A 21,897-nucleotide genomic window follows, 5' to 3' on the forward strand; every position below is an offset into this window, starting at 1 on the left:
TCATGAACCAGGAAAACTCTGAAAACAACGTTATCTTAATTGTTGATGATACTCCTACTAATTTAGGAGTCCTATTCGATTTTCTAGCAGATCTAGGGTTCCAAGTTTTAGTTGCTCAAGATGGTGAAGATGCGATTGAACAGGTGGAGTATGCTTTACCTGATTTAATCTTGTTAGATGTGATTATGCCTGGAATGGATGGCTTTGAAACTTGCCGTCATTTAAAAGCTAAGGAAAGTACAAAAGATATTCCCGTAATTTTCATGACTGCACTGTCGGAAACAGTAGATAAGGTAAAAGGATTGAATCTTGGGGCGGTAGACTACATTACTAAACCATTGCAGCATGAAGAAGTTTTAGCTCGTGTCAATATTCATCTACACCTGCGAAACTTGACAAAAACACTACAACAGCATTCTCTGCGTTTAGAACAAGAGATTCAAGAGCGCCGGAACGCAGAGCAAGCACTTTTACAATTAACTGCTGAATTAGAAAAACGAGTGGATGCAAGAACTGCTGAACTTCAACAAGCAAATCAACAGCTGAAACAGGAAGTCCAAGAGCGGATTGTAACAGAACAAGCCTTACAGCTATCAGAAACTCGTTATCGAGAACAAGCCAATCATCTAGAAATTGCTTTTCGCCAACTGCAAGACACTCAAAGCCAGTTAGTACAAAGTGAGAAAATGTCTAGTCTTGGACAACTAGTGGCAGGGGTTGCCCATGAAATTAATAATCCAGTTAACTTTATCTATGGAAATTTAAATCACGCAAGTCAATATACTCAAGATTTGCTTTACCTCTTGCATTTGTATGGCAAAAATACTCCTTCTCCATCGCTAGAAATTGAGGAGCAGGCAGAGGCAATGGATTTAAAATTTGTGATTAAAGACTTGCCGAAGCTGTTATCTTCAATGAAGATTGGCGCTGATCGCATCCGCGAAATTATTCGGTCATTGCGGAACTTTTCTCGTATAGATGAAGCGGAAATGAAGCCAGTTGATATACACGAAGGCTTAGATAGTACACTTTTAATTTTGCATAATCGACTGAGAGCTACTACAAATCATACAAGTATTGAACTAGTAAAAGAATATGGAAATTTGCCGTTAGTAGAGTGTTATGCCGGACAACTCAATCAAGTATTTATGAATTTGATTGCTAATGCAATTGATGCTTTAGAAGAGTATGAAAAAGAGCCGCTGATTAAAAATGCTCAGTCTTGTCGTAGCCAGATTCGGATTCGCACTACAATCGTTGACAATGATTTTGTTTCTATTCAAATTGCAGATAATGGGCCGGGAATGACTAAAGATGTTTTGCAACATCTTTTTGATCCCTTTTTTACTACAAAGCCTGTTGGCAAAGGTACAGGTTTGGGATTAAGCATTAGTTATCAAATTGTCTCTAAACATAGAGGGCAGATGCAATGTATTTCAGCACCTGGACAGGGAGCAGAGTTTACTATTACCATTCCTGTGCAACAACGATCGCCAGAACTTGCCGCTTCAAAATTAACTAATCTAGATAGGACTCATTGTGGATAACCGTTAGATGATGGCGCACTTTAACACTGTCAGACTGGCTTGTTAACGTACCAAAGGCGATCGCATCAGTTATGTGTAGAGTTATCTGCAAGACGCGATCGCCAGTAACCATCAGTACTTTATTGGGTCGTTGTTTGTGGACTGAGATCAAGGTTGCTTCAGCGATCGTAATCGGCGTTAGCGAAGAATTTCCGCAATCATAATCATTGTAACGATACCTAGTAAGTAGTTATTGAAGCTGCATCAGTCTCTAGGTGTGAATCCTATCTCTATCAAATGCAGGGTTAACTTACCGAATGTATTTATTAACTTATTTGAAGGAGAGGAGATTCCTCCCTTCATCCAACGCAATTTAGAGTTAGGAAAATTTTATGACCTACGCAACCGATAACACCACCACAGAAGCTGTAAATGAGTTTCGTCGCTTCGATGCCGACACCCAGCTTGGTCTGCTTTGGTACGGCTATCTGGATCTCAAAGAGCAACTCAATCCCGACCCTGGTTTCTCTGTAACTCAGCCTGCAACTACCCTATATGACCAGATTGCTGCCTTGCCTCAAGAGCAACAACTGCAAGCACAACGAGATATTGTCAGTGGTAACGAATCCTCCTTTACCCAAACCTACAACGCTCTTGCATCCAGCGCCAGGCTGGAAGTGTGGCTACTGCTAGCACAGGGTATGGAACAGGGCAATGTCATCCAAGTTTCCTCCGACTACAAACTGCCTGAATCCACCAATGACTTTGTAAACCGCATCAAGCAGCTGGAATTTGAGCAACGGATTAACTTTATGCGTAGTGCTGTGGTTGATATGGGTACAGCCAAGCAAGAAGGCAAGAGAGTTTAAGCCTTTGCTGTAACGCACCGTTTGCTCTAGCTGTTAGCGCTAGATTTGTGTAAGAAAATTATTTGGCACTACTAAAAAGCTTCACAGAACTTTTTAGTAGTGCCACTATTTTGCTTTATAAGAGTCTAACTAACCTTATCGATGCGCGATTGCGCGTTCGCGTAGCGTGTCCCTTCGGGACTCAGCGCAGCGCCTGCCGTAGGATGCCCGAAGGGCTGTAGGGCGATCACCTCTGTATTATTCATTAACCACTACGACATGATTGCGATCGCACCTAGCCAACGTAGTAATAACCCCGCAATCAGTATACGGTATAGTATATAGCTGTACAAAGTCGCCAATTAACTAAATAGTTACTGGCATTCTCTGCAATTACAGCTTTGAATTGCACCACCAATGAATCTAGGCACTCTGCTCTTGTTTTTTATCCTCGCTGCCATTAGTGGAATTCTTATCCTTTACCTGATTCTTCTAGGTATGGCACCTGGGGTAAAACCGTTGGATTGGACTGGATTTTTTCTTTATGGCCCTGGCCCTGGTTTCTTTCTTCTCTTCGGATGGTTGCTTCTAGCTTCAATCTTGCAAATTTGGGCTTGGGTTGTTAGGAAAAGTCAGCATGGTAGAGCTAGAAAACTTTGCAATCTGATTTCTTGGATTGTGCTAGGGTTACTCCTAATACTTGAAGTAGTCATGATTGCCGATTTCCATTCCTAATTATATCATGTCCGTTTAAATAACCGTCATTGCGACCGAAGGGAAGCAATCCCAAAAACTTTGCGATTGCGTCGTTTGACTTCGTTCCACTCGCAATGACATATTCAGGGTGATTTGCCGGACATCATATTACATCTATAAACTATAAATCTGCACTGGGTCTACCCAGCGCAGATTTAAGGATTTAAGCAAGCACTCAGAAATTCATGTGCGATTGCAGATTGCAACTATCGCTAGTACTAGTACTCAATGCCAGTGTCGTACTTCTTATCTGGAGATATTGTCGGCTGCTTTTGCTGCACCTTCTTTTACGTCACCAGCAGTTTTATTAGCACCCTCTGCGTAGCCTGAGCCAAATTCTTTGAAAGCTTCTGCTGATTCTTTGCCAATCTTCTGAAGCCGTTCACCAGGAGAGTCTTCAGTTTCACGAGCTTCTCTATTCCATTGCCCTGTTGTTTTTGGTCTTTGAGCATCATTCTGTTCTACTCGTTCGCGGACAGTTTCACGCAAGGCTTTGTCATCGCGTCCAGAATTAATATTTGTCGTCAGCACGAGAAAACCAACTAGGACAACAGCCAAGAAGCGCTTTGCTTGCAGTCCATTAAACAGGGAACTGATATGAGCGATCGCTTGAGAAAACAAATTTTTCATTCCAATACTCCAATGGTTCATTCTTGATTTTTTTCACAGTTACAGGATTCATTAGCTGTCGCCAAATTCGGCTACTTTCATTAGAAACCGAAATTAGGTTCTAGCTGTAAATAACCTGACAAATGGAGTAATAGGTTAGTGGTGAAAACTGGTAAAATCTAACCTATTTTCCAGCCAATTGACTATTTTGAGTACAAATCAAGATTAACTGGAAAAAAGTAATTATCCCTCTAGCAGAAGTCATAGCTTGCTTATGAAAAAGCTAGGTTTCTTTAATTCCTTGTGCATAGCAAGTAACAATGAATACTTTAATGGCGATCAGGTGCGTAGAGGCAAAACAGCTTGTGGATAGGCATAGCTTTCTTTAACTCATCGCACAGCTACGAAAACATGACTATGCTCGTTTTTGTAGCCGTAGGATGTCAATTGCCAAATTATTTATCCACTTGACAAATGAATGCCCTTAAAACCGTTATTACGTATTGACAATAAAAGCAATACGTGCATAAAAATGCGAAAAACAAGCGATTGCGCGGAGCGCAGTGTTGTAGGCGATCGCTAGTTACTAGAGGCGTGAAAAACAGATAACTTACCTGTCTGTATTTAGGGTTCGGGCGATTAGAGCGATTACTAAGACATCAACAGTGCGGAGGTGACTTGGATACTTATACGTTGTTTCTACTGGCAAAATCAAAATATCCAGGCTGCACACGTTTGGCAGAAATTATGGAAGATTTATCTCATGATAGCGTCAATAGATTTTTTGCTGCATGAACGATACGAACCCAAAGATTTATTTGAATAAATCAAGCCGTACATCAATTTAGTAGGCGGTTAGGCGAAACGATAGGGTAATTGATAAACCTCACAGTCACCTAAAATTAATTGCTAAATAATTCTATTGAAGGATATATTTTTTATCTACATATTGTTATGAATATTAGAAGCTTCTTTCATAAACATTGAGGCTAAGTCCTAGAAATTTATAAAAGCTAACTATTTATTGAGTACGATTACTCTAGACAAGTTCAATTCAGAAGATTTGTAATTAAAACTACAATTTAATTGTTTCAAAACGTAATTAAATTAATAAAAAGCTGTACGGTTACATTTAAGTTTTTTGAAGCTGCTAAGTTTGATACATTTCAAAAAACCCTTTTTTGATAAAAAAACTACTCCTATTTTTTTTGATTTCGGCTCTTTTGACAACTACTAAAAAAATCCTTAAGCTAAAAGATAGGTCAAACCAATCAAAGGAAAAACGGCGATTTTCTTTGGTAAACATTAAGAGTCGCTATCTCAGAACATCAGCATGAAGCAATGAATTAAAACTAAAATCCTTCGCTAAAGATTGAACCCAATTCACGCAGCTTTTCTACCATAGCCCTGATATTTAAACAACCGGATATCGCCCCAAGTATATGTATTTATATGTTCCGGTAATTGGTAGATAGTTTGTAGTGAGAGTTTTTGGTTATCAATTATCGAAGTTTTTTTGAGGTACAGCAGATATGCTTAGGAGAATACCGTGTTTGAGTATCTTACAAATCTAAACGACCACAATTTACCGTATCCCGATACGATTCATCCCATCGTTGTCCACTTCGTAATTGCGATGGTGTTGTTCGCCTTCTGCTGTGATGTAATTGGCTATTTTACCCGCAACTCCCGGTTATTTGAGGTGAGTTGGTGGAATATGTTCATTGCTACAATTTCTATATTTGTAGCCATCATTTTTGGGCAGTTTGAAGCAGGTTTAGCACAACCTTACGAAATAGCTAAATCAGTGCTAAACGTGCATACGTTCATAGGTTGGTCGTTGTCAGGAATCATCGCAGCAATTACAGCTTGGCGTTATGTAATTCGTGCCCGCGACCCACAGAGAATATCGATTTATTATCTGGGAGCAGGGCTAATTTTAACAGCAATAGTTGGCTTGCAAGTATACCTTGGTGATGAACTGGTTTGGGTATATGGACTCCACACAGTACCAGTGGTTGAAGCGCTCAAAGAAGGTATTTTGCCATGAATTCAGAACTAATTAACCAATTGAGCGGACAACTAGGCCCAAACGGTTTGCCTTACAGCATTCCGATTCATCCTAACTTAGTCCATCTCACTCTAGGCCTGTTCATTATTGGCATTACTTTTGATATCGTTGGGGCACTATTCCCTTTCCAAAAATGGGTGTTCAAGTTTTTGGCGATTTCTGTTGAACGTACCAACTTCTTTGATGTTGGCTGGTACAACATGGTAGCTTCATCCGTTATTACCTTTTTCACAGTAGGGGCTGGCTTTTACGAAATGATGCTGGCACAGCCACCAACTGACGTGAAAAGCGCTTGGGGATTGCAAGCAATGGATACCATGCTTTGGCATGGTGTCGGTGGTGTTTTGTTATTAGCGATAATTATCGGCATGACTGCCTGGAGAGGATTTCAGCGCTTCGTTGTGTGCAGAGATGCAGATAGGCAAGTGCAATGGGGTTACCTACTTACAGGTCTAGCAGTCATGTTTATTATGTACGTCCACGGAACCTTGGGGGCGCAATTGGCTACCGAGTTTGGTGTACACAATACAGCAGATAGTTTGCTGCGAATGGGCAAAGACCTCAACACAATGCTTAAGTAACAAGAGGGCATGGGGCATTGGGCATTGGGGGAGACAACTATACTTAGCACTTCATTACTGGCTAATAACCATGAAACTCCAGAAGATTTTAAATATTTTGACACTGATAACAGGCGCGATCGCCGTGACTGTTACTAGTATATGGATAGGTAAGCAGGCTTATTTCTGGCTTCCTCCACAAGCGGCGGCTGAATCCCAGCTAATTGATGATTTGATCAGCTTCTTAGTGACGCTGGGCGCGTTCATTTTCCTGGGAGTAACTAGCACTCTCATGTATTCTGTAATCTTCCATCGGGCAATCAAAGATGATTTCAGCGATGGCCCGGCAATTGAAGGTAATGTAGCAGTAGAAGTTATCTGGACAGCAATCCCCATCCTGCTAGTATTTTGGATTGCAGGTTATAGCTACCAAGTCTACGAAAAAATGGGCATTCAAGGCCCGATGGAACTTGTTCACCTGCATAATCCAATGGGTATGGAATCGGCCTATGCAGCACCTATCCAAGACGCGGGGATATCTCCGGCTGAAAACATCGACGTAGTTGCTAAACAGTGGGCATGGGTATTCCATTATCCAGAAAGAGATGTTACCAGTACCGAACTGCACCTACCAAGCGATCGCCGCGTGCGCTTGGCACTGCAATCTGAGGACGTTCTCCACGGCTTTTACATTCCTGCTTTCCGGCTCAAACAAGATATTATTCCCAACCACAAGATTGACTTTGAGTTCACTCCGATTCGCACTGGCAAATACCAACTGACCGATTCTCAATTTAGCGGCACATACTTTGCAACGATGCACGCAGATGTGGTGGTCGAATCTCCCGAAGATTACCACCAGTGGCTTGCCCAAGCAGCGACCCAAAAGCCATCTCCAGCTAATAATCAAGCAGCTTATGAGTATGCCCAAGCATCCAATCAGTCAGTCAAAACTGGTTGGACTACAGTAGCGCCTGGGTCAGCACCTCTAGTCAATTCTCCTGGTTGAAAGGAAACTAACCGATGACAAATATCCCTATTGAAGGCATCAGCCTCCCTAGTGGGAAGCCCCACCACGAATCCCCAGGTGACTGGAAGCGATACTTTAGCTTTAGCACTGACCACAAGGTTATTGGTATTCAATACCTTGTAACCTCATTCCTCTTCTTTCTGGTCGGCGGTATCTTTGCAATGGTACTGCGAGGAGAACTGATTACGCCCGAATCAGACCTCATAGACCGCACCGTCTACAACGGTATGTTCACCATGCACGGCACAGTGATGCTGTTTTTGTGGACATTTCCCTCACTCGTTGGTTTTGCCAACTATCTAGTGCCATTGATGATTGGCGCACGAGATATGGCATTTCCCCGCCTCAACGCCGTCGCCTTCTGGATGGTTCCAGTAGTCGGGATTCTTTTAATGGCCAGCTTTTTTGTTCCAGGTGGCCCAGCCCAAGCAGGTTGGTGGGCTTACCCACCTGTCAGTCTGCAAAACCCCACAGGTAATTTGATTAATGGTCAAGTTCTCTGGTTACTAGCAGTCGCAGTATCTGGCGTCTCCTCGATTATGGGGGCAGTCAACTTTGTCACCACAATCGTTAAAATGCGGGCACCAGGCATGACCTTCTTCCGTATGCCCCTGTTTGTTTGGGCAGTATTTAGTGCCCAAATTATCCAACTCTTCGGACTACCTGCCTTGACCGCTGGCGCAGTAATGCTGCTACTTGACCTCACTGCTGGCACTGCCTTTTTTGACCCCAGCAAAGGCGGGAATCCAGTCATGTTTCAGCACTACTTCTGGTTCTACTCCCACCCTGCCGTTTATGTGATTATTCTGCCTATCTTTGGCATATTCTCAGAAATCTTCCCAGTTTATAGCCGCAAACCTTTATTTGGTTACAAAGTAGTTGCTATTTCATCAATCTTAATTGCGGTAGTTAGCGGTATCGTTTGGGTACACCATATGTATGTCAGCGGTACACCTGGCTGGATGCGGATGATTTTCATGCTGACCACAATGTGTGTGTCTGTACCCACTGGCATTAAGGTATTTGCTTGGGTGGCGACAATTTGGGGCGGTAAACTGCGGCTGACTACACCAATGCTATTTGCTCTGGGTGGACTAATCATGTTTGTCTTCGCAGGCATCACAGGCATCATGCTTTCTTCTGTGCCTGTTGATGTTCACGTTAACAATACATATTTTGTGGTTGGTCACTTCCACTATGTACTCTACGGTACCGTGACGATGGGCTTGTATGCAGCCTTCTACCACTGGTTCCCCAAAATGACCGGGCGGATGTACTACGAAGGTTGGGGCAAGTTGCACTTCTGGTTGGCCTTTATTGGTACTAACATCAACTTTTTACCAATGCACCCATTAGGATTGCAGGGAATGTTACGTCGCGTCTCTTCCTACGCCCCAGAGTACGAATTCTGGAATATCATCGCTAGTCTCGGCTCGTTCTTCTTAGGAATGTCTACCTTGCCTTTCATTTTCAACATGATAGTTTCCTGGATGCATGGTGAGAAAGCACCTGATAATCCTTGGCGGGCAATTGGGTTGGAATGGTTGGTTTCTTCACCACCTCCAGTAGAGAACTTTGAAGAAATTCCTATCGTTATCAGCGAACCCTACGGCTACGGCAAGTCTGAACCGTTAATTGCTGATGCTATTCCTGAGAGGAAATGAGGAAAGTAAATTTTTAAACGCAGAGGTACGCAGAGTTTAGCTGAGGGAACCTCAACCGGCACTTGCTTCAAGTCGGCGAAGCCGCCCAACGCAGTGTCCTCCGCAACGCACTGGCTCCTCTGCGGTTCGTTGATTCTTTTCCCTCCTCCTTCATCTCAATTACCTATCACTCAAGCTTCTTCTGCAAGATCAAGGAGAATTTAAGCAATGGATAGTTATCTCACTTCTGGGGAGTTACATCACACAGGTGGTGAGCATACTCATGACGAAGAAGGCAATAAAATGTTTGGCTTTATTGTCTTCCTACTGTCAGAAAGCGTCATTTTCCTGAGTTTTTTTGCTGGATATATTGTCTATAAAACAACGACTCCTAACTGGCTACCCGCTGGAGTTTCTGGGCTAGAAGTTAAGGAACCTGCAATTAATACAGTGATTCTTGTTGCTAGTAGCTTTGTTATTTATCTGGCAGAACGCGCTCTTCAGCGTCACGATTTAATGAAATTTCGTTTGTTTCTCTTAGCAACAATGGCTATGGGAAGCTACTTTTTAGTAGGGCAAGCGATTGAATGGAAAGGTCTCGCCTTTGGTTTCACGTCAGGAACATTCGGTGGGATGTTCTACCTGCTAACAGGCTTTCACGGCTTGCACGTATTAAGTGGCATCCTGTTGCAGTTGATTATTTTTGTCCGCTCTTTCATCCCCGGTAACTACGACTCAGGCCACTTCGGTGTGAATGCAACTTCGTTGTTCTGGCACTTCGTTGATGTCATCTGGATTGTTCTGTTTATTCTTATCTATATCTGGCAGTGAATACTCAGGTAATTGAGAGGAAAATCCAGATGACTCATATGATGTCCGGCAAATCACCCTGAATATGTCATTGCGAGTGGAACGAAGTGAAACGACGCAATCGCAAAGTTTTTGGGATTGCTTTCCTTCGGTCGCAATGACGGTTATTTAAACGGACATGATATCAGTTAGGCATAGAAAAAAACTGACCTCTTCTGTTTTAAAGGATAATCGCCCCTTCGCACAAAGGAAGGGGCGATACTTTCATAACAATGCAAGAAAATAAAAATACTTTGAAATTACTCCACATAAGCTCCCCAAAATGCACCAAAGTGAAGACTTAATATAATTTTTTATACTATTACAGCATCTATTTTCTGCTAGAAAATACTGTGGCCGAATGTGCTTGGAATGTAACTGTTGGCAAAAGTTAACTTGTATTTCAACATCTGCATAATTACAGGCATTATCTTTAAATACATACAGGTAAGTGCTTTATCTTGTCCAGCCTGTCTGGAATACAAATCGTTATTAAGCTTAGATAATCATGGAAAAATCTGCTAATTCTCAGTATCCAATTGATCCTTTGCTGCAACAACGCTGGAGTCCTCTGGCATTTTCAGAAAAACGCATTGAGCCAGAAACCCTTAGCAGTTTGTTTGAAGCAGCTCGTTGGGCGGCTTCTTCCTATAATGAGCAGCCTTGGCATTTTATTTTTGCCACTCAGGACAATGCAGAAGAATTCAATCGTCTGCTTAGTTGTCTAGCAGAAGGAAATCAAGTATGGGCAAAAAACGCTCCCGTTCTGATGATTTCGGTAGCAAAATTACATTTTGAGAAAAATGGCAAAGAAAATCGTCATGCTTTTCACGATGTAGGGGCCGCAGTTTGCAGTCTAACAATTCAAGCAACTGCCTTAGGTTTGTTCGTTCACCAGATGGCAGGATTTGATGTGTCTAAGGCAAGGGAGTTGTATAGTATTCCAGAGGGGTATGAACCAGTAGCTGCGATCGCAGTTGGATATCCAGGCGATCTTCAAACTTTACCTGAACAATACCAACAACGTGAGTTGGCTCCCCGTCAACGAAAACCCCAACAAACGTTTGTGTTCACCGGAACTTGGGGAAAAAATTAAAATCTAGACGTTCCTGTCTTTACATGAGTGACATTACACTTTCTGTAAGTCCAATTTTTTCTATGTTTGCATAAAATTCCTAACCCTTCCTTCAAAGGAAGAAGGTTGGGGGTTTAGAGGTATTAAATTTACAATGCTTTCACGGGTTCTATTTGCGATCGCACGCTTGTTGAAGTTACTTAATAAATAAGCTTCTAAACCGGGTTGGTTAGCCTGAAGATATCGCTATTGCCCAATATTTAAAGATAGGGTAAAAATGCCCTACAACAGGATTGTAGGTATTTCAGCTATTTTTAAAGATATTTGGCGTTCTAAAATTTTGCGACTATAACTGAATAGTAAATTCCACGGCTGTCCACAAAGCTGCATTTACGCATTAGGACGGATCATCTACCGAGATCTACGGGTTGCTTAAACTCTTCACCCGTAAGGATGCTAAATTCAACACAGTTTTGTCACAGGGTATTCCAGCATGTGATTATTTGTATGCATATCTACCGGGTAATCACTATTGGTAGTAGTACAGGGTAATTTGGACAGCAAAGAATATTAAATAACCTCATTTTTCTCAGCATGAAGGTTCGTGATCGTTATGTCTAATCTTGATATTGCCGCATTAGAAGCTGTTTAGGCTTTTATATCTCTAGGAAATAAATTAAAAATTTTATTTTTCCTGTATTTATCAATACTTTAATTTGGGATGCATATTCCAAATATGATGTTATATTTTTTTCAACGTGTGAGGAAAATGCCGTGATGAGAGAAAAAAGTTTAAGTATATTAGTACCCAATTGGGTGCGGTATATTTTCTTGGGTTTAGGAAGAACTGCCGTAGCAAGCCTTCTGCTGACTATGGCTATGTCAGCGAATCCCGCTGCTGCTGAGGATAAGTTGGTAGCTGGCAATCCCAGCAGTGAATTCAGTTCTTCGCAAACCCCATTTGAGGATTATGCTAGTTCTGAAATTTTGGCAGGACAAGATTTGGGCTGGGGACAAGTGACTGTGGAAAATCACAATCCCAGCGTTGAATTTAGTTCTTTCCCAGCGCCACAAAAATCTTCTGCTACTTTTGCGAGGGTGGCAAAACCAGCAGCAGCTTTAGAGCAAAAATTGTTTAAACGGACAGATGTAAACTTCCTATCCCGACAGACAGCAAAACCAGATGCAGACTTAGCCCAAAAATTGGTTACAACCAAAAAGGCTGAAACCATAATCGAGCAAAAGCAACCCCAGCTAATTGCTCAAACAGATTCTTCTGGTGTTGTAGGTGACACCTTAGGAGAAACCAATAGATTACGCCAAGAACTTTTGATTGAACCCATTGTTACGCTACAGGAACCTCTAACAATAGCGCCTGGTTCTAGTGCTGGTACTCCTACTGGATATGGTGCAAGTTGGCGTCAAGCCTTTATTGGTGGAGGAGTATATTTCCCGCTAGATAAAGGTAAAGTTGACGGTTCCCTAATTTTTGGCTTTGGTGTAGGAGATGCAGTTAAATCTGTAGGGCTAGAATTCGATTTCAACGTTATTAGTGTAGGCGGACAAAGCTTCGGTGGAGACTTTGGCGAGAGTGGCGCTATTGGGCTAAAACTACATAAATACTTTACTGATGGTACAGCCGTAGCACTTGGTTGGTACAACCCAATTAAATGGGGAGATGCTGGCAACGATAAAGAAACTTTTTACGGAGTAGTTACTAAAGCATTTGACTTACAACCAAATAATGAAGGTAACAAATTACCTCTAACTTTATCGGTGGGTATTGGCACTGGCGATTTTAGCTCTTTAGGTGCGCTCAGAAGGGGTGATAATTCTGTAAATGTTTTCGGTAGCGCAGGTTTACGGGTTGCATCTCAAGTATCTCTAGTAAGTAGCTGGACTGGGAATGCTCTGAACATGGGTGCATCCTTTACTCCTTTTAGAAAGACACCTCTAGTTGTCAACACTATTTTTACAGATGTGACTAGCAATTTTGAGAACGGTCTTGGCTTTGCTGTAAATGTGGGATATATTTTCGAGTTTTAAGTTCTGCATTTTCTCACTGATTAAATTGGAGATAAAAGCCATGAAAAAGTCAAAATCTTCCTTAAGTCTTGGCCTCGTATTTATGTTATTAACTTCTCTGATAGTTGTACCTACCAGAGCGAACGCTGGCCGATTGGTTAATCAAGGAAGTAGTGTAGATTCATCAAGTTCATCTGGTGGTAGTTTCCGCCCTCGATTTAATAGATCACCCAATGATCCAATTAACCAACTTATTGCCCCGCAAGAAGTTCAGGAACATCTTAATAACATAGCTAGAAAGCTGACTAGCAACGGCCCATCCCCCGATAACCCAGATGGTCTTCTTGCCGTCCTCTTACTTAGGGGGACAAATTCCTGTGCAGCAGCATCTCAGTTACAGACTGCTTTTGAAAATTTAGGTACTTCCCAAGCATCTGTGAAAGCGCTCATCAATGCACTATCTATTCTATATGTCTCTCCCTTATCAACAACACCATGTCTGTCTGTTGGTAGTTCAAACCTAATGCAGTTACTAGCAAGTACTAAAAATTTAGCAGGAGGTACTGCTATTGCCCAAAACAGTGAAATCCCAAAAGGGCAAAATAGCGAAACACCATATGTGAGTATCGTTCAGCTAAATGCTGCTATCAATGCTTACAACAAAATTGTGCTAGAAAGCAGTCCCGAAACTCTCCAGAAACTTACAAAAGATCCACAATTTATGGAGATGAGTAAGTTTCTTAAGGAACTAAGGGCTGCAATCAAAGCTTGGGATGAATCTAAACGCTAATAGCTAAAGTTAGTTTCAACAGACTCAATGCTGATGCTGCTATCAATGCTTACAACAAAATTGTGCTAGAAAGCAGGCCAAAAGCTCCATAATTTTTTGAATTGGCCAAGTTACTCAAGCGATTAAGAGATGCGCTTAAATAAGACTAAATCTTATTAAACATCTACTAAAATAAGTAAATACTCTTAAAGTTTGCCATGTCTCTATATAGAAGACATGGTTCTTTTTTATCTACAAAATTCGACTTTAATATGAGTTCGACAGATTCTAAAGAAACCCTCTCCAAAGCAGAGAGAGGCTTATACCAATTCAAATAATGTTTGCGACATATAAATTATTCGTAAGGGCACAACATTTTGTCGCATTCTTTTTTCAAAATTTTCTTTTTGACATACACGTTGTAGGGTAGGCATTGCCCACCCTACACTAATTAAAATTTTTTCTAAATGATTTAGGATTTTTATATTAAGAATCAAAGTGGCGTCTGAAACGAGAGTCAATGTGGTCTTTTTTTTGCTGATTGCAAGTATAGCAAAGAGTCTGTAGGTTACTGATATCATTTTGACCGCCACGGGCAAGAGGAATAATATGGTCGATGGTAAGGTCAGTTTCTAAAGTTGTCTTACCACAGCTTTGGCATTGATATTTGTCGCGTTGAAAGACATATGTTTTTACTTGCGGTGGGATGCGAATGCGGGGGGTTTATTCATGAATATTTAAAGAACTATTGATAATTTAGTCATGTAAATATTTGCCTAATTTAAAGCTTGATTGCACAAACAAATAAATTAGCAAACTTAATTAAGTTATCTGCGATCGCAGTACTTTGTCTATCACCTGAATTAAGTTTATTGGTTAATCATGCGTTTCAGGTCATCAAGTGGTGATTCAAACTCAGAAATTCCTGAATCATTATTATTTACTATTTCTAGGTTTTCGTCTTCTTCAACGAAAAATTCAACGTTGATGTTAATTTTAATTTTTCCTTTCTTCCAGCTTTGAGAACCCAAAGTAAGAAGTTCATAATTTATCCCTTCATTAAACCAACCCTCAAAAGTTCCAGCAGCGCCATTTGGATGCAATTTACTAGCATCTATATTTACCTTTTGAGCAATTAATTCATTAGTAAATTGAGATCCGGCTGTTTTACCGAATGCTTTACGAACTTTTTCTTTAAAACTACCTACTTTTGATGTCACATCACCAGGAAATGAAAAAACATCATTATCATTGCACTCTAATAGTTTGAATCTATCTTCCATATCATCCTATATGTATGTAAAAATTATTTAGTTTGTAAGGTGGGCTGTACCACCCTACAATTATGGACAATTAAGCTAGTTAAGTTAAATACAATTTAAATCCTCTATCAGAGCATTTGATAAACCATTTGAAGGTATATACTTATTATCTACCATATTATTAACAAAATATTCCGAGTCATATTCAGCAATCACAGGTAATAAATAATCTGATGAATGCATTATATGTAGACAATCATTGATACTATTGACCGATGCATTGTATTTTGTTATTTTTTGCTCAACTGCATTTAGCAAACGTTGATTATTAATGATTTTTTCTTCAGCTTCTTGTTCTAAAGTTTTCTCTAAATAAGTCCGCGCATTGGGATACTGTTGTACTATTTCATCTGCTTGATGTTCAGCCATTGCTAATAACTGATTTTTGAGGATTTGATTGATAGTTTGGCGGAAAGATTTGCGAATGGTTTGGGAAACTTTCGGCTCAAAATCTAGCTTTAATAACTGTCTAATTGCTGGTTCTGCTTCTACCATGCTTTCGCAGTCGTAACCTTGAGAAGTTTGCTGTAAAGTCTGGCGAAACTGATATATAGAAAAAGTACCTTCTTCATAAAATCTGGGGCTTTCTCTGACAAAGCGATCGCACTCTACACTTGCTGCACTCACCAGCGCTTGAGAAACTAGCTTTTCTACTTCTTTGATCTGTTGTTCAATACCGCTATCATTACCTAACAAGCGATACAAGTGACGATAATATTCTGACTTGCGGATTTTGTCTATTAAATGTTGAAATAGATTAGCAATTATTTGCTGGCAAGACTCGATTAAAACATCTTCTAACTGATTAGCTAAATAATAAAATGCTTCCACTAAAATAGCAAGTAGAGGTGCAGTCGCATTGCGAGGATGGCTAAGGGTTGCACGCCGATAAGCATCAGCGACAGAAAATGTATCTAGCAACTCATCTAAACGACGAATCATCCGTGATTGCAAATGGCGAAAATCTGCCTCAAAAATATCGCAAGCATTATTAATTATTTGGTTAACTTCTTCAGTAATGTGCTGGCTAAAGTCTTTGCCTATTTGCTGTAATTGCTGATTGAGGCGTTGTAATTCCTGGGACTTCATAGTTTCAATTTCTCGCGGTTGACTATATAAATCCCGTTGTACTGACTGATAATGTTTTTTCAAGTTAATACAAACATTTTCCAAATCATCAGCTAGAATTTGAAAAAGCTGTGGGCGTTTTTCTTCGGTAAGGTAGCGAGTAATAGCAGTTCTAAATTCTTCAATACCACTATCTTGAATTAGTTGGTTAATCAAAGGTGTTCCATGTTCAGATAAAATCCGCACATAGTTTTGATTGGGAGTTTCAAAATTATTAACAGATATTCGGAAACTACTGGCTAATAATTTACTAGAGTTGACACAGTAGCGATTAAATTCACTAACGAATTGAGGCGTTTCCTCTCTACCATCTAAACCTTTAACACTTGCAGCAAAAATTGAATCTAAACCAAAGCGATCGCTTGTTGTTGTTTGTTTAATTTGACTGCCATAAAAACCTAGTAATCCACTGGTTTTATAAACTCTGTTACTATCTCGAAACTGTCCATTAATTAATTCATCTAGCCTTTGCCTTAACTGGGCATTGTACCAAGTTTCATCAATGCGGTTGAAAATATAGAAAACGCGATCGCGTATTCCGCTATTCCCTCGCATAGTTTGCAAAAGTTCTGTTTCTTCCTTCGTCATATCACCCGCAGCAGCAGGTTTTAAGACACACACCACTGCTGAAGTATCAGGATGTTGAATTTTGTCATAAGTTAGTTGTGCATCCTTCTCTACTGGCGCATCAATTCCTGGGGTGTCGATAATTACGTTACCGTCTTGCAATAGAGGATGGTTGCAATAATATTCAATCCGCTTCAAAACAGCGCTATTGCTACCACGGCGCGCATATCCAGCAGCTTCTTTGAGATTAGAAAAGTTAAATTGCTCCATTGAATATGTGGCATTATTAACTGTATGGATATGTTGACGATTTACCACATATCCTTCAAGCAACAACTGTAACGCCTTGGCTTGTTTTGCACGTTCCGATTTACTCTCTCCACCCTCTTGCTGGAGGATAGCTTGGCAACCTTGGCTAAGTAAATCAATTACATCAGTTTGATTAATATTTGCTACTGTTTTAAATCCTAATTCTTGACATAAAGCAACAGCTTGTTCTCGAATTTCTGCCTCACTCAGAAATGTTAAAACAACACGTTCTTGAGCAGCTGGTGCATACTCAATCTTGCATTCTGTACCAGTAGCGTGTCCTTCTGCACTGTATAACAATTCCCGTTCTAGTAGCGCGTTAATCAGCATAGATTTACCTGCACTAAACGCACCTGCAAACACAATTTCAAATCTTGGAGAAATTGCTTTATCAAGCGAAGTTTGCACAGGTGTAATGTCATAAGAACGCAGTGTGGGTTCTTGCTGTAAAAGCTGTAATATATATTCAACTTGTTGTTTTAAATCTTGACACTGTGGTGGCAACTCTGACATATTTATACCCTGATAATATATTTGTATATATTATTCAAAGCAGTATGAAAAAACCACAGTAGAAATACGGCTCAAGTATCCTTGTATTAATGTAGAATAACTAACTAATGAAACTCTTTGCTATTAGACTCAAACCAAATGAAGATTTAAGGCAAAGCCTAAAGCAATTTGCCATCCAGCAAGATATTAAAGCAGGGTTTATCTTGAGTGCAATTGGCAGTTTAAAACAGGCAAAAATTCGCTTTGCCAATCAAGACAATAGTACAGTTTTCAACGATAAATTTGAAATACTCACTCTTAATGGAACAATAGCAACCACAGGCGTACATTTACACATTGCGATCGCTGACAAACAAGGTAAAACTATTGGTGGACATCTTGATAATGGATGCCTAATCTATACAACTGCTGAAATAGTGATTGGCGCTAGTGAAGAGTTTACCTTTAAAAGGAGTTTTGATGAGCAGACAGGCTATCTAGAATTAGAAATTGAAATGCAGAGTTTCAATTAGCCGCAGCCAAGAGTACTGGACATTACTCGCCCTACATAAAGCTAGAACTTACACATTCGCGCAGATTACACAAGCCTTTTCGGAATTTTTAATGATTTGTTGACGGCTGCTGCGATCGCCTAGACTGAAATTTATATTGAATTAACTAACGATGCTTGATTGCTTACTCAAAATGCCATTTGACTTACTCAAAAGCAGCTTTTACTTTCTCATTTTGGTGTTTTCCGCAAGCAAAAGAAGCTTTTACTTACTCAAAAGCAGCTTTTACTTTCTCAAAAGCAGCTTTTACTTTCTCATTTTAGTGTTTTCCGCAAGCAAAAGAAGCTTTTACTTTCTCAAAAGCAGCTTTTGCTTTCTCATTTTAGTGTTTTCCGCAAGCAAAAGCAGCTTTTACTTTCTCAAAAGCAGCTTTTGCTTTCTCATTTTGGTGTTTTCCGCAAGCAAAAGAAGCTTTTACTTTCTCAAACTCCAGTTTGCTTTTTCATTTGAGTAATTCACGCATTCATTTTGGTATATCATTGAGCCGAAAGCTTGCGATCGCCTAACATAAGTTGAGTATAAAAAAGAAAGGGTGCCAACACTGGAAAAGTGGACACCCCTAAATTTAATATAAGAGAAGCATTAAGTACCTCTCTCGCTTCAGAATTGTCCCGTTCAAGTTTCCTCCTAGCGCCTTAATCTAAATAAAATTGCCAGTGCGTAATTCGCACTCTAAAGAGCCGCACCCGTTAACAAGAGTGAGGCAGTAAGCATACTGATTGGAGAGTAAGGCAGTATGCACAACGCTTGGTAGGTGAATGGCTCACACAGACTATGAGCAGCCACCGCAGGCTAAACTCGTTAGATGCAATGCTCCCAAAGGGCGATCGCGCCAAAGCTGAACTAGAATTCGCCTGCTTTTCTGCACGAATAGTTGCAAAGTCCACCCTACGTGTATTTCAAAAATCAGATATGAATCCTATATGAACTATAGCTATAATCACTGCGATCGCATATCATAAACATGATAACTTTTGTGAGACACCCCAAAAATGATGGCAAAAGTGCCTTGTGGGGTACTCTCCACTGCCTCTAGATGGCTGTTGCGGGTATTCCCGACTCTATTGTCGAATACAATAAATCAAACCACTCCCCCCTGAGTTCTTCAGTGTAGGCAGCAGAGGCCTGCATCTGAAGTGTTCTACACAGTTTCAAGAATTAATCATCTTCAAGTAGAGACTTATCTCTATTTTCTTGATGCAGGCTTGGTGTTGGCAATTCATTCAAACAAAACTTAGCTGCTCAAATGCAGATGCATATTCAGCATATTAATAAATCGACTGCATTAGCAGATTTTTCAAGGCTACCATCGGTTGGTTGTCAGTACTACGGGTTGCTGCTTCACGTTGGTATTTGCTCAGTTAATCAACTGGCTCAGGTATCTCTGCATGACCTCCAAAAGCGGATTTTACGCTTCCAGGTAATAACAACACAAACAATACAGCAACAACCTAATCAGCTGTATCGTAACTCTGGGCTGATGGCGCAATGAATTCAAGAAGCACGACAGCTGATGTAGGTGAGTCAATTGGCTTGATCTACAACTACTTAACCTTTTGTGCCACAATTTAACCTAACCCTAACTCTAAGATGGCTAAAATACCTTTGTTTTTAAGAAATACTTGGTACTATGCGTTACCTAGTAAACAGCTAAAACCTGGACAATTACTTGCAAAAACCCTCTTGAACGAGCTAATCGTTTTTAGTCGCGATCGCTCAGGCGCAATCTTTGCCAAAGGAAGTGAAACGAAAAGCTATCCAATACAAGAGGCGCAAGGAAATATTTGGATTTATATGTCAAATGATGAGAATTCTTTAGAGCTAGGAGAAATCCCTCTCATCCCTGAATTTGCCAACCAAGCTCCCCAAGCCGTTGAGTCCATCCGCCTTCCCTGTGATGTCGATCACGCCGTGGTGGGATTGATCGATCCCGCTCATATTGCTTTCGTTCACCAGGCGTGGTGGTGGCGTTCCCCTCAAACACTAAAGGAGGTAGACAAAACCTTTGAACCATCTTTGTACGGCTTTACCATGCGAAAGCATCCAATAGAACAACAAACCTTTTTCTATCGCTTGATTGGGCGCAATCCACAGATCGAAATCTCATTCCGTTTACCGGGAATTCGTATTGAGCGGGTGTCCACCGATAAACATATAGTCTGTAACTTGACAGCAATTACTCCCATTTCCGAAACTGAAACAGAGGAAACAACTCTGTTCTACACAACCTTACCGTGGTTTCCCATTTTCAAACCATTGTTGCTATGGTTTACACGCAGTTTTCTCAATCAAGATCGAGAAATTTTGCTTAAACAACAAATCGGCTTGAAATATAATCCACCCTTAACTTTAGTTGGAGATGCCGATGCACAAGCCCGTTGGTATTATAGATTGAAAGCAGAATTTGCTCGGTCTCAAACCCAGGGACGTTCTTTCGTTAACCCAATTAAAGAAAAAACACTTCGATGGCGTAGTTAGATCTGGTGAGGATCGGCAGCGCATGGGTTTGATGCAACTAGCATTTCTGTGGAGTGGAATTAATTATGACTGCTTTAACTTTACAATTACCTCCTAATCTCAAATTTACGGATGAGGAATTTGAACTTCTTGTTGCCGTAAATCAAGAACTGCGGCTGGAATTAACTGCTGAAGGAGAATTAGTAATTATGTCACCCACTGGGGGAGAAACAGGAAACCGGAATTTTGATTTGTTAGGTCAACTATGGCTTTGGAACAGTCAAAATAATTTCGGAAAAGCTTTTGATTCTTCCACTGGTTTTAAACTTCCCAATGGTGCAACTCGTTCTCCTGATGCTTCTTGGGTAAAGATGGAACGGTGGGATGCTCTTACACCACAACAAAGAAAAAAATATCTCCCCTTGTGTCCTGACTTTGCAGTGGAATTGGTTTCAGAAACTGATGATGTGGAAGACACTCAAGCCAAGATGCAGGAATACTTAGCTAATGGCTTACAACTTGGTTGGTTAATTAATCCCAAAGATAAACAAGTAATAATTTATCGTCCTAATCAAGCACCATTAGTTTTACAATCTCCTACAAGTTTATCCGGTGAAGATGTTCTCCCCGGTTTTATTTTAAATTTACAGCAGATTTTCCCATAGATTTTGAATATGCAAAAACTTAAATATCAGTCTAATTGCACACCTGGGCAACTCACAGTTGTAACAATACGCAGGTCATTCTGCCAGCGTTCATATTGATATAAGGTAACTACAATTACAAATAAACTTTATATCAAATTAAACTTTTGGGATAACTACTCATCAAGCTAAGGTAATTCCCAAGCATGATGTAGTTATTAATGAATCTTTGGAAACTTACAGCAGAAAAACTACAAGGATTCAGAAAATCTTATGAAAGCCAAAGAACAGCAACAAACAAAAACTGAAAATATTATTTCGTTGACAGAGAACACGGGTGGTTACAAGAATCACAAAAAAACAAGGAAAGTTGAGCCTATAAGTCAGGTGCAACGAGATAATGTAATCACGGATAAAGACGAACTACCCTCTATATTCCGCAACGCTTTTATCTTAGTTATTTTGGCAATTTTATTGGTTGCCGCAATTTACTACCGAATCATCAATCCTTAAGTGCTGAACCGGAGCCATAAAGACGGCTTAATGGCTCTATTTTAGCATATTTACACCTTTTTCCTCATTTACCGCATCCAGGGCAAACGCATCTAAATTTAGTACAGGTATACTAAGGAACAAAGAAAGGTA

The 21,897-nt window shown here is 40.4% G+C and carries 21 protein-coding genes and 2 pseudogenes; 18 read left to right on the plus strand and 5 right to left on the minus strand.

Annotated features, from left to right (window positions below; genetic code table 11):
- The first annotated feature begins 2 nt into the window (after positions 1-2).
- The gene (locus tag AC5JL8_RS17000; protein ID WP_495880869.1) at positions 3-1,547 is read left to right on the plus strand and encodes a hybrid sensor histidine kinase/response regulator; all 1,545 of its coding nucleotides are present in this window, start codon (positions 3-5) and stop codon (positions 1,545-1,547) included.
- On the opposite strand, the gene AC5JL8_RS17005 is transcribed toward AC5JL8_RS17000, so the two are convergent.
- Positions 1,519-1,698, minus strand: a complete 180-nt coding sequence (locus AC5JL8_RS17005; protein ID WP_495880870.1) for a hypothetical protein — start codon at positions 1,696-1,698, stop codon at positions 1,519-1,521. The genes AC5JL8_RS17000 and AC5JL8_RS17005 overlap by 29 nt on opposite strands.
- Positions 1,699-1,918: 220 nt before the next feature.
- Between AC5JL8_RS17005 and AC5JL8_RS17010 the strand changes: the two genes are divergently transcribed.
- Positions 1,919-2,395 (plus strand): orange carotenoid protein N-terminal domain-containing protein, encoded by a 477-nt coding sequence (locus tag AC5JL8_RS17010; protein WP_495880871.1) that lies wholly within the window; start codon positions 1,919-1,921, stop codon positions 2,393-2,395.
- 396 nt (positions 2,396-2,791) lie between these two features.
- Complete coding sequence (locus AC5JL8_RS17015; protein WP_495880872.1) at positions 2,792-3,109, plus strand: hypothetical protein; 318 nt, start codon at positions 2,792-2,794, stop codon at positions 3,107-3,109.
- A gap of 267 nt (positions 3,110-3,376) precedes the next feature.
- Here AC5JL8_RS17015 and AC5JL8_RS17020 read toward each other — a convergent pair whose 3' ends face one another.
- Complete coding sequence (locus AC5JL8_RS17020; RefSeq protein ID WP_495880873.1) at positions 3,377-3,760, minus strand: hypothetical protein; 384 nt, start codon at positions 3,758-3,760, stop codon at positions 3,377-3,379.
- A 617-nt stretch (positions 3,761-4,377) separates the two neighbouring features.
- Between AC5JL8_RS17020 and AC5JL8_RS17025 the strand changes: the two are divergent.
- The 9 genes and pseudogenes from AC5JL8_RS17025 to AC5JL8_RS17065 all read left to right on the plus strand — a co-directional run.
- A pseudogene (locus AC5JL8_RS17025) lies at positions 4,378-4,562 on the plus strand (IS701 family transposase); the annotation flags it as partial.
- 726 nt (positions 4,563-5,288) lie between these two features.
- Entirely contained in the window at positions 5,289-5,789 is a 501-nt protein-coding gene (locus AC5JL8_RS17030) for a DUF2231 domain-containing protein (protein WP_495880874.1), read from the plus strand.
- Complete coding sequence (locus tag AC5JL8_RS17035; protein WP_495880875.1) at positions 5,786-6,391, plus strand: DUF2231 domain-containing protein; 606 nt, start codon at positions 5,786-5,788, stop codon at positions 6,389-6,391. The genes AC5JL8_RS17030 and AC5JL8_RS17035 overlap by 4 nt, the downstream gene beginning before the upstream one ends.
- Positions 6,392-6,461: 70 nt before the next feature.
- Positions 6,462-7,379, plus strand: coding sequence for a cytochrome c oxidase subunit II (locus AC5JL8_RS17040; RefSeq protein WP_495880876.1), 918 nt, complete (start codon positions 6,462-6,464; stop codon positions 7,377-7,379).
- Positions 7,380-7,393: 14 nt separating this feature from the next.
- Positions 7,394-9,064: a cytochrome c oxidase subunit I gene (gene ctaD, locus AC5JL8_RS17045; protein ID WP_495880877.1), complete on the plus strand. Its 1,671-nt coding sequence runs from the start codon at positions 7,394-7,396 to the stop codon at positions 9,062-9,064.
- A gap of 207 nt (positions 9,065-9,271) precedes the next feature.
- Positions 9,272-9,874 (plus strand): cytochrome c oxidase subunit 3, encoded by a 603-nt coding sequence (locus tag AC5JL8_RS17050; protein ID WP_495880878.1) that lies wholly within the window; start codon positions 9,272-9,274, stop codon positions 9,872-9,874.
- A 526-nt stretch (positions 9,875-10,400) separates the two neighbouring features.
- Complete coding sequence (locus AC5JL8_RS17055) at positions 10,401-10,988, plus strand: nitroreductase family protein (RefSeq protein WP_495880879.1); 588 nt, start codon at positions 10,401-10,403, stop codon at positions 10,986-10,988.
- 756 nt (positions 10,989-11,744) lie between these two features.
- Positions 11,745-13,013, plus strand: a complete 1,269-nt coding sequence (locus tag AC5JL8_RS17060; protein ID WP_495880892.1) for a hypothetical protein — start codon at positions 11,745-11,747, stop codon at positions 13,011-13,013.
- A 40-nt stretch (positions 13,014-13,053) separates the two neighbouring features.
- Positions 13,054-13,782: a hypothetical protein gene (locus AC5JL8_RS17065; RefSeq protein ID WP_495880880.1), complete on the plus strand. Its 729-nt coding sequence runs from the start codon at positions 13,054-13,056 to the stop codon at positions 13,780-13,782.
- Positions 13,783-14,247: 465 nt separating this feature from the next.
- On the opposite strand, the gene AC5JL8_RS17070 is transcribed toward AC5JL8_RS17065, so the two are convergent.
- The 3 genes from AC5JL8_RS17070 to AC5JL8_RS17080 all read right to left on the minus strand — a co-directional run bounded on the left by AC5JL8_RS17070 (position 14,248) and on the right by AC5JL8_RS17080 (position 17,600).
- The gene (locus AC5JL8_RS17070) at positions 14,248-14,475 is read right to left on the minus strand and encodes an HNH endonuclease (RefSeq protein ID WP_495880893.1); all 228 of its coding nucleotides are present in this window, start codon (positions 14,473-14,475) and stop codon (positions 14,248-14,250) included.
- Between the two features lie 155 nt (positions 14,476-14,630).
- A complete protein-coding gene (locus AC5JL8_RS17075) occupies positions 14,631-15,044 on the minus strand; it encodes a KGK domain-containing protein (protein WP_495880881.1) in 414 nt (137 codons plus the stop codon).
- An 84-nt stretch (positions 15,045-15,128) separates the two neighbouring features.
- On the minus strand, positions 15,129-17,600 hold the full coding sequence (locus tag AC5JL8_RS17080; RefSeq protein ID WP_495880882.1) for a dynamin family protein: 2,472 nt from the start codon (positions 17,598-17,600) through the stop codon (positions 15,129-15,131).
- 107 nt (positions 17,601-17,707) lie between these two features.
- Between AC5JL8_RS17080 and AC5JL8_RS17085 the strand changes: the two genes are divergently transcribed.
- From AC5JL8_RS17085 to AC5JL8_RS17110, 6 genes and pseudogenes are all read left to right on the plus strand, one after another.
- Positions 17,708-18,112: a PPC domain-containing DNA-binding protein gene (locus AC5JL8_RS17085; protein ID WP_495880883.1), complete on the plus strand. Its 405-nt coding sequence runs from the start codon at positions 17,708-17,710 to the stop codon at positions 18,110-18,112.
- Between the two features lie 813 nt (positions 18,113-18,925).
- Positions 18,926-19,078 (plus strand): hypothetical protein, encoded by a 153-nt coding sequence (locus tag AC5JL8_RS17090; protein ID WP_495880884.1) that lies wholly within the window; start codon positions 18,926-18,928, stop codon positions 19,076-19,078.
- Positions 19,079-19,388: 310 nt separating this feature from the next.
- Positions 19,389-19,643 (plus strand): annotated as a pseudogene (locus tag AC5JL8_RS17095) (DUF4332 domain-containing protein); the annotation flags it as partial.
- A 98-nt stretch (positions 19,644-19,741) separates the two neighbouring features.
- Positions 19,742-20,629: a Rieske 2Fe-2S domain-containing protein gene (locus AC5JL8_RS17100; protein WP_495880885.1), complete on the plus strand. Its 888-nt coding sequence runs from the start codon at positions 19,742-19,744 to the stop codon at positions 20,627-20,629.
- Positions 20,630-20,694: 65 nt separating this feature from the next.
- Positions 20,695-21,273, plus strand: coding sequence for a Uma2 family endonuclease (locus tag AC5JL8_RS17105; protein ID WP_495880886.1), 579 nt, complete (start codon positions 20,695-20,697; stop codon positions 21,271-21,273).
- Between the two features lie 252 nt (positions 21,274-21,525).
- A complete protein-coding gene (locus AC5JL8_RS17110) occupies positions 21,526-21,765 on the plus strand; it encodes a hypothetical protein (protein ID WP_495880887.1) in 240 nt (79 codons plus the stop codon).
- Positions 21,766-21,897 lie beyond the last annotated feature (132 nt).

The organism is Mojavia sp., from assembly GCF_059505145.1.

Excerpts from the sequence above, each read along its gene's own strand:
- AC5JL8_RS17080 (WP_495880882.1), bottom strand. The coding sequence starts at position 17,600 with ATGTCAGAGTTGCCACCACAGTGTCAAGATTTAAAACAACAAGTTGAA.
- AC5JL8_RS17110 (WP_495880887.1), top strand. The coding sequence starts at position 21,526 with ATGAAAGCCAAAGAACAGCAACAAACAAAAACTGAAAATATTATTTCG.
- AC5JL8_RS17085 (WP_495880883.1), top strand. The coding sequence starts at position 17,708 with ATGAAACTCTTTGCTATTAGACTCAAACCAAATGAAGATTTAAGGCAA.
- AC5JL8_RS17020 (WP_495880873.1), bottom strand. The coding sequence starts at position 3,760 with ATGAAAAATTTGTTTTCTCAAGCGATCGCTCATATCAGTTCCCTGTTT.
- ctaD (WP_495880877.1), top strand. The coding sequence starts at position 7,394 with ATGACAAATATCCCTATTGAAGGCATCAGCCTCCCTAGTGGGAAGCCC.
- AC5JL8_RS17060 (WP_495880892.1), top strand. The coding sequence starts at position 11,745 with ATGAGAGAAAAAAGTTTAAGTATATTAGTACCCAATTGGGTGCGGTAT.
- AC5JL8_RS17090 (WP_495880884.1), top strand. The coding sequence starts at position 18,926 with ATGAGCAGCCACCGCAGGCTAAACTCGTTAGATGCAATGCTCCCAAAG.
- AC5JL8_RS17105 (WP_495880886.1), top strand. The coding sequence starts at position 20,695 with ATGACTGCTTTAACTTTACAATTACCTCCTAATCTCAAATTTACGGAT.
- AC5JL8_RS17075 (WP_495880881.1), bottom strand. The coding sequence starts at position 15,044 with ATGGAAGATAGATTCAAACTATTAGAGTGCAATGATAATGATGTTTTT.
- AC5JL8_RS17055 (WP_495880879.1), top strand. The coding sequence starts at position 10,401 with ATGGAAAAATCTGCTAATTCTCAGTATCCAATTGATCCTTTGCTGCAA.
- AC5JL8_RS17065 (WP_495880880.1), top strand. The coding sequence starts at position 13,054 with ATGAAAAAGTCAAAATCTTCCTTAAGTCTTGGCCTCGTATTTATGTTA.
- AC5JL8_RS17010 (WP_495880871.1), top strand. The coding sequence starts at position 1,919 with ATGACCTACGCAACCGATAACACCACCACAGAAGCTGTAAATGAGTTT.
- AC5JL8_RS17040 (WP_495880876.1), top strand. The coding sequence starts at position 6,462 with ATGAAACTCCAGAAGATTTTAAATATTTTGACACTGATAACAGGCGCG.
- AC5JL8_RS17050 (WP_495880878.1), top strand. The coding sequence starts at position 9,272 with ATGGATAGTTATCTCACTTCTGGGGAGTTACATCACACAGGTGGTGAG.
- AC5JL8_RS17015 (WP_495880872.1), top strand. The coding sequence starts at position 2,792 with ATGAATCTAGGCACTCTGCTCTTGTTTTTTATCCTCGCTGCCATTAGT.
- AC5JL8_RS17100 (WP_495880885.1), top strand. The coding sequence starts at position 19,742 with ATGGCTAAAATACCTTTGTTTTTAAGAAATACTTGGTACTATGCGTTA.
- AC5JL8_RS17000 (WP_495880869.1), top strand. The coding sequence starts at position 3 with ATGAACCAGGAAAACTCTGAAAACAACGTTATCTTAATTGTTGATGAT.
- AC5JL8_RS17035 (WP_495880875.1), top strand. The coding sequence starts at position 5,786 with ATGAATTCAGAACTAATTAACCAATTGAGCGGACAACTAGGCCCAAAC.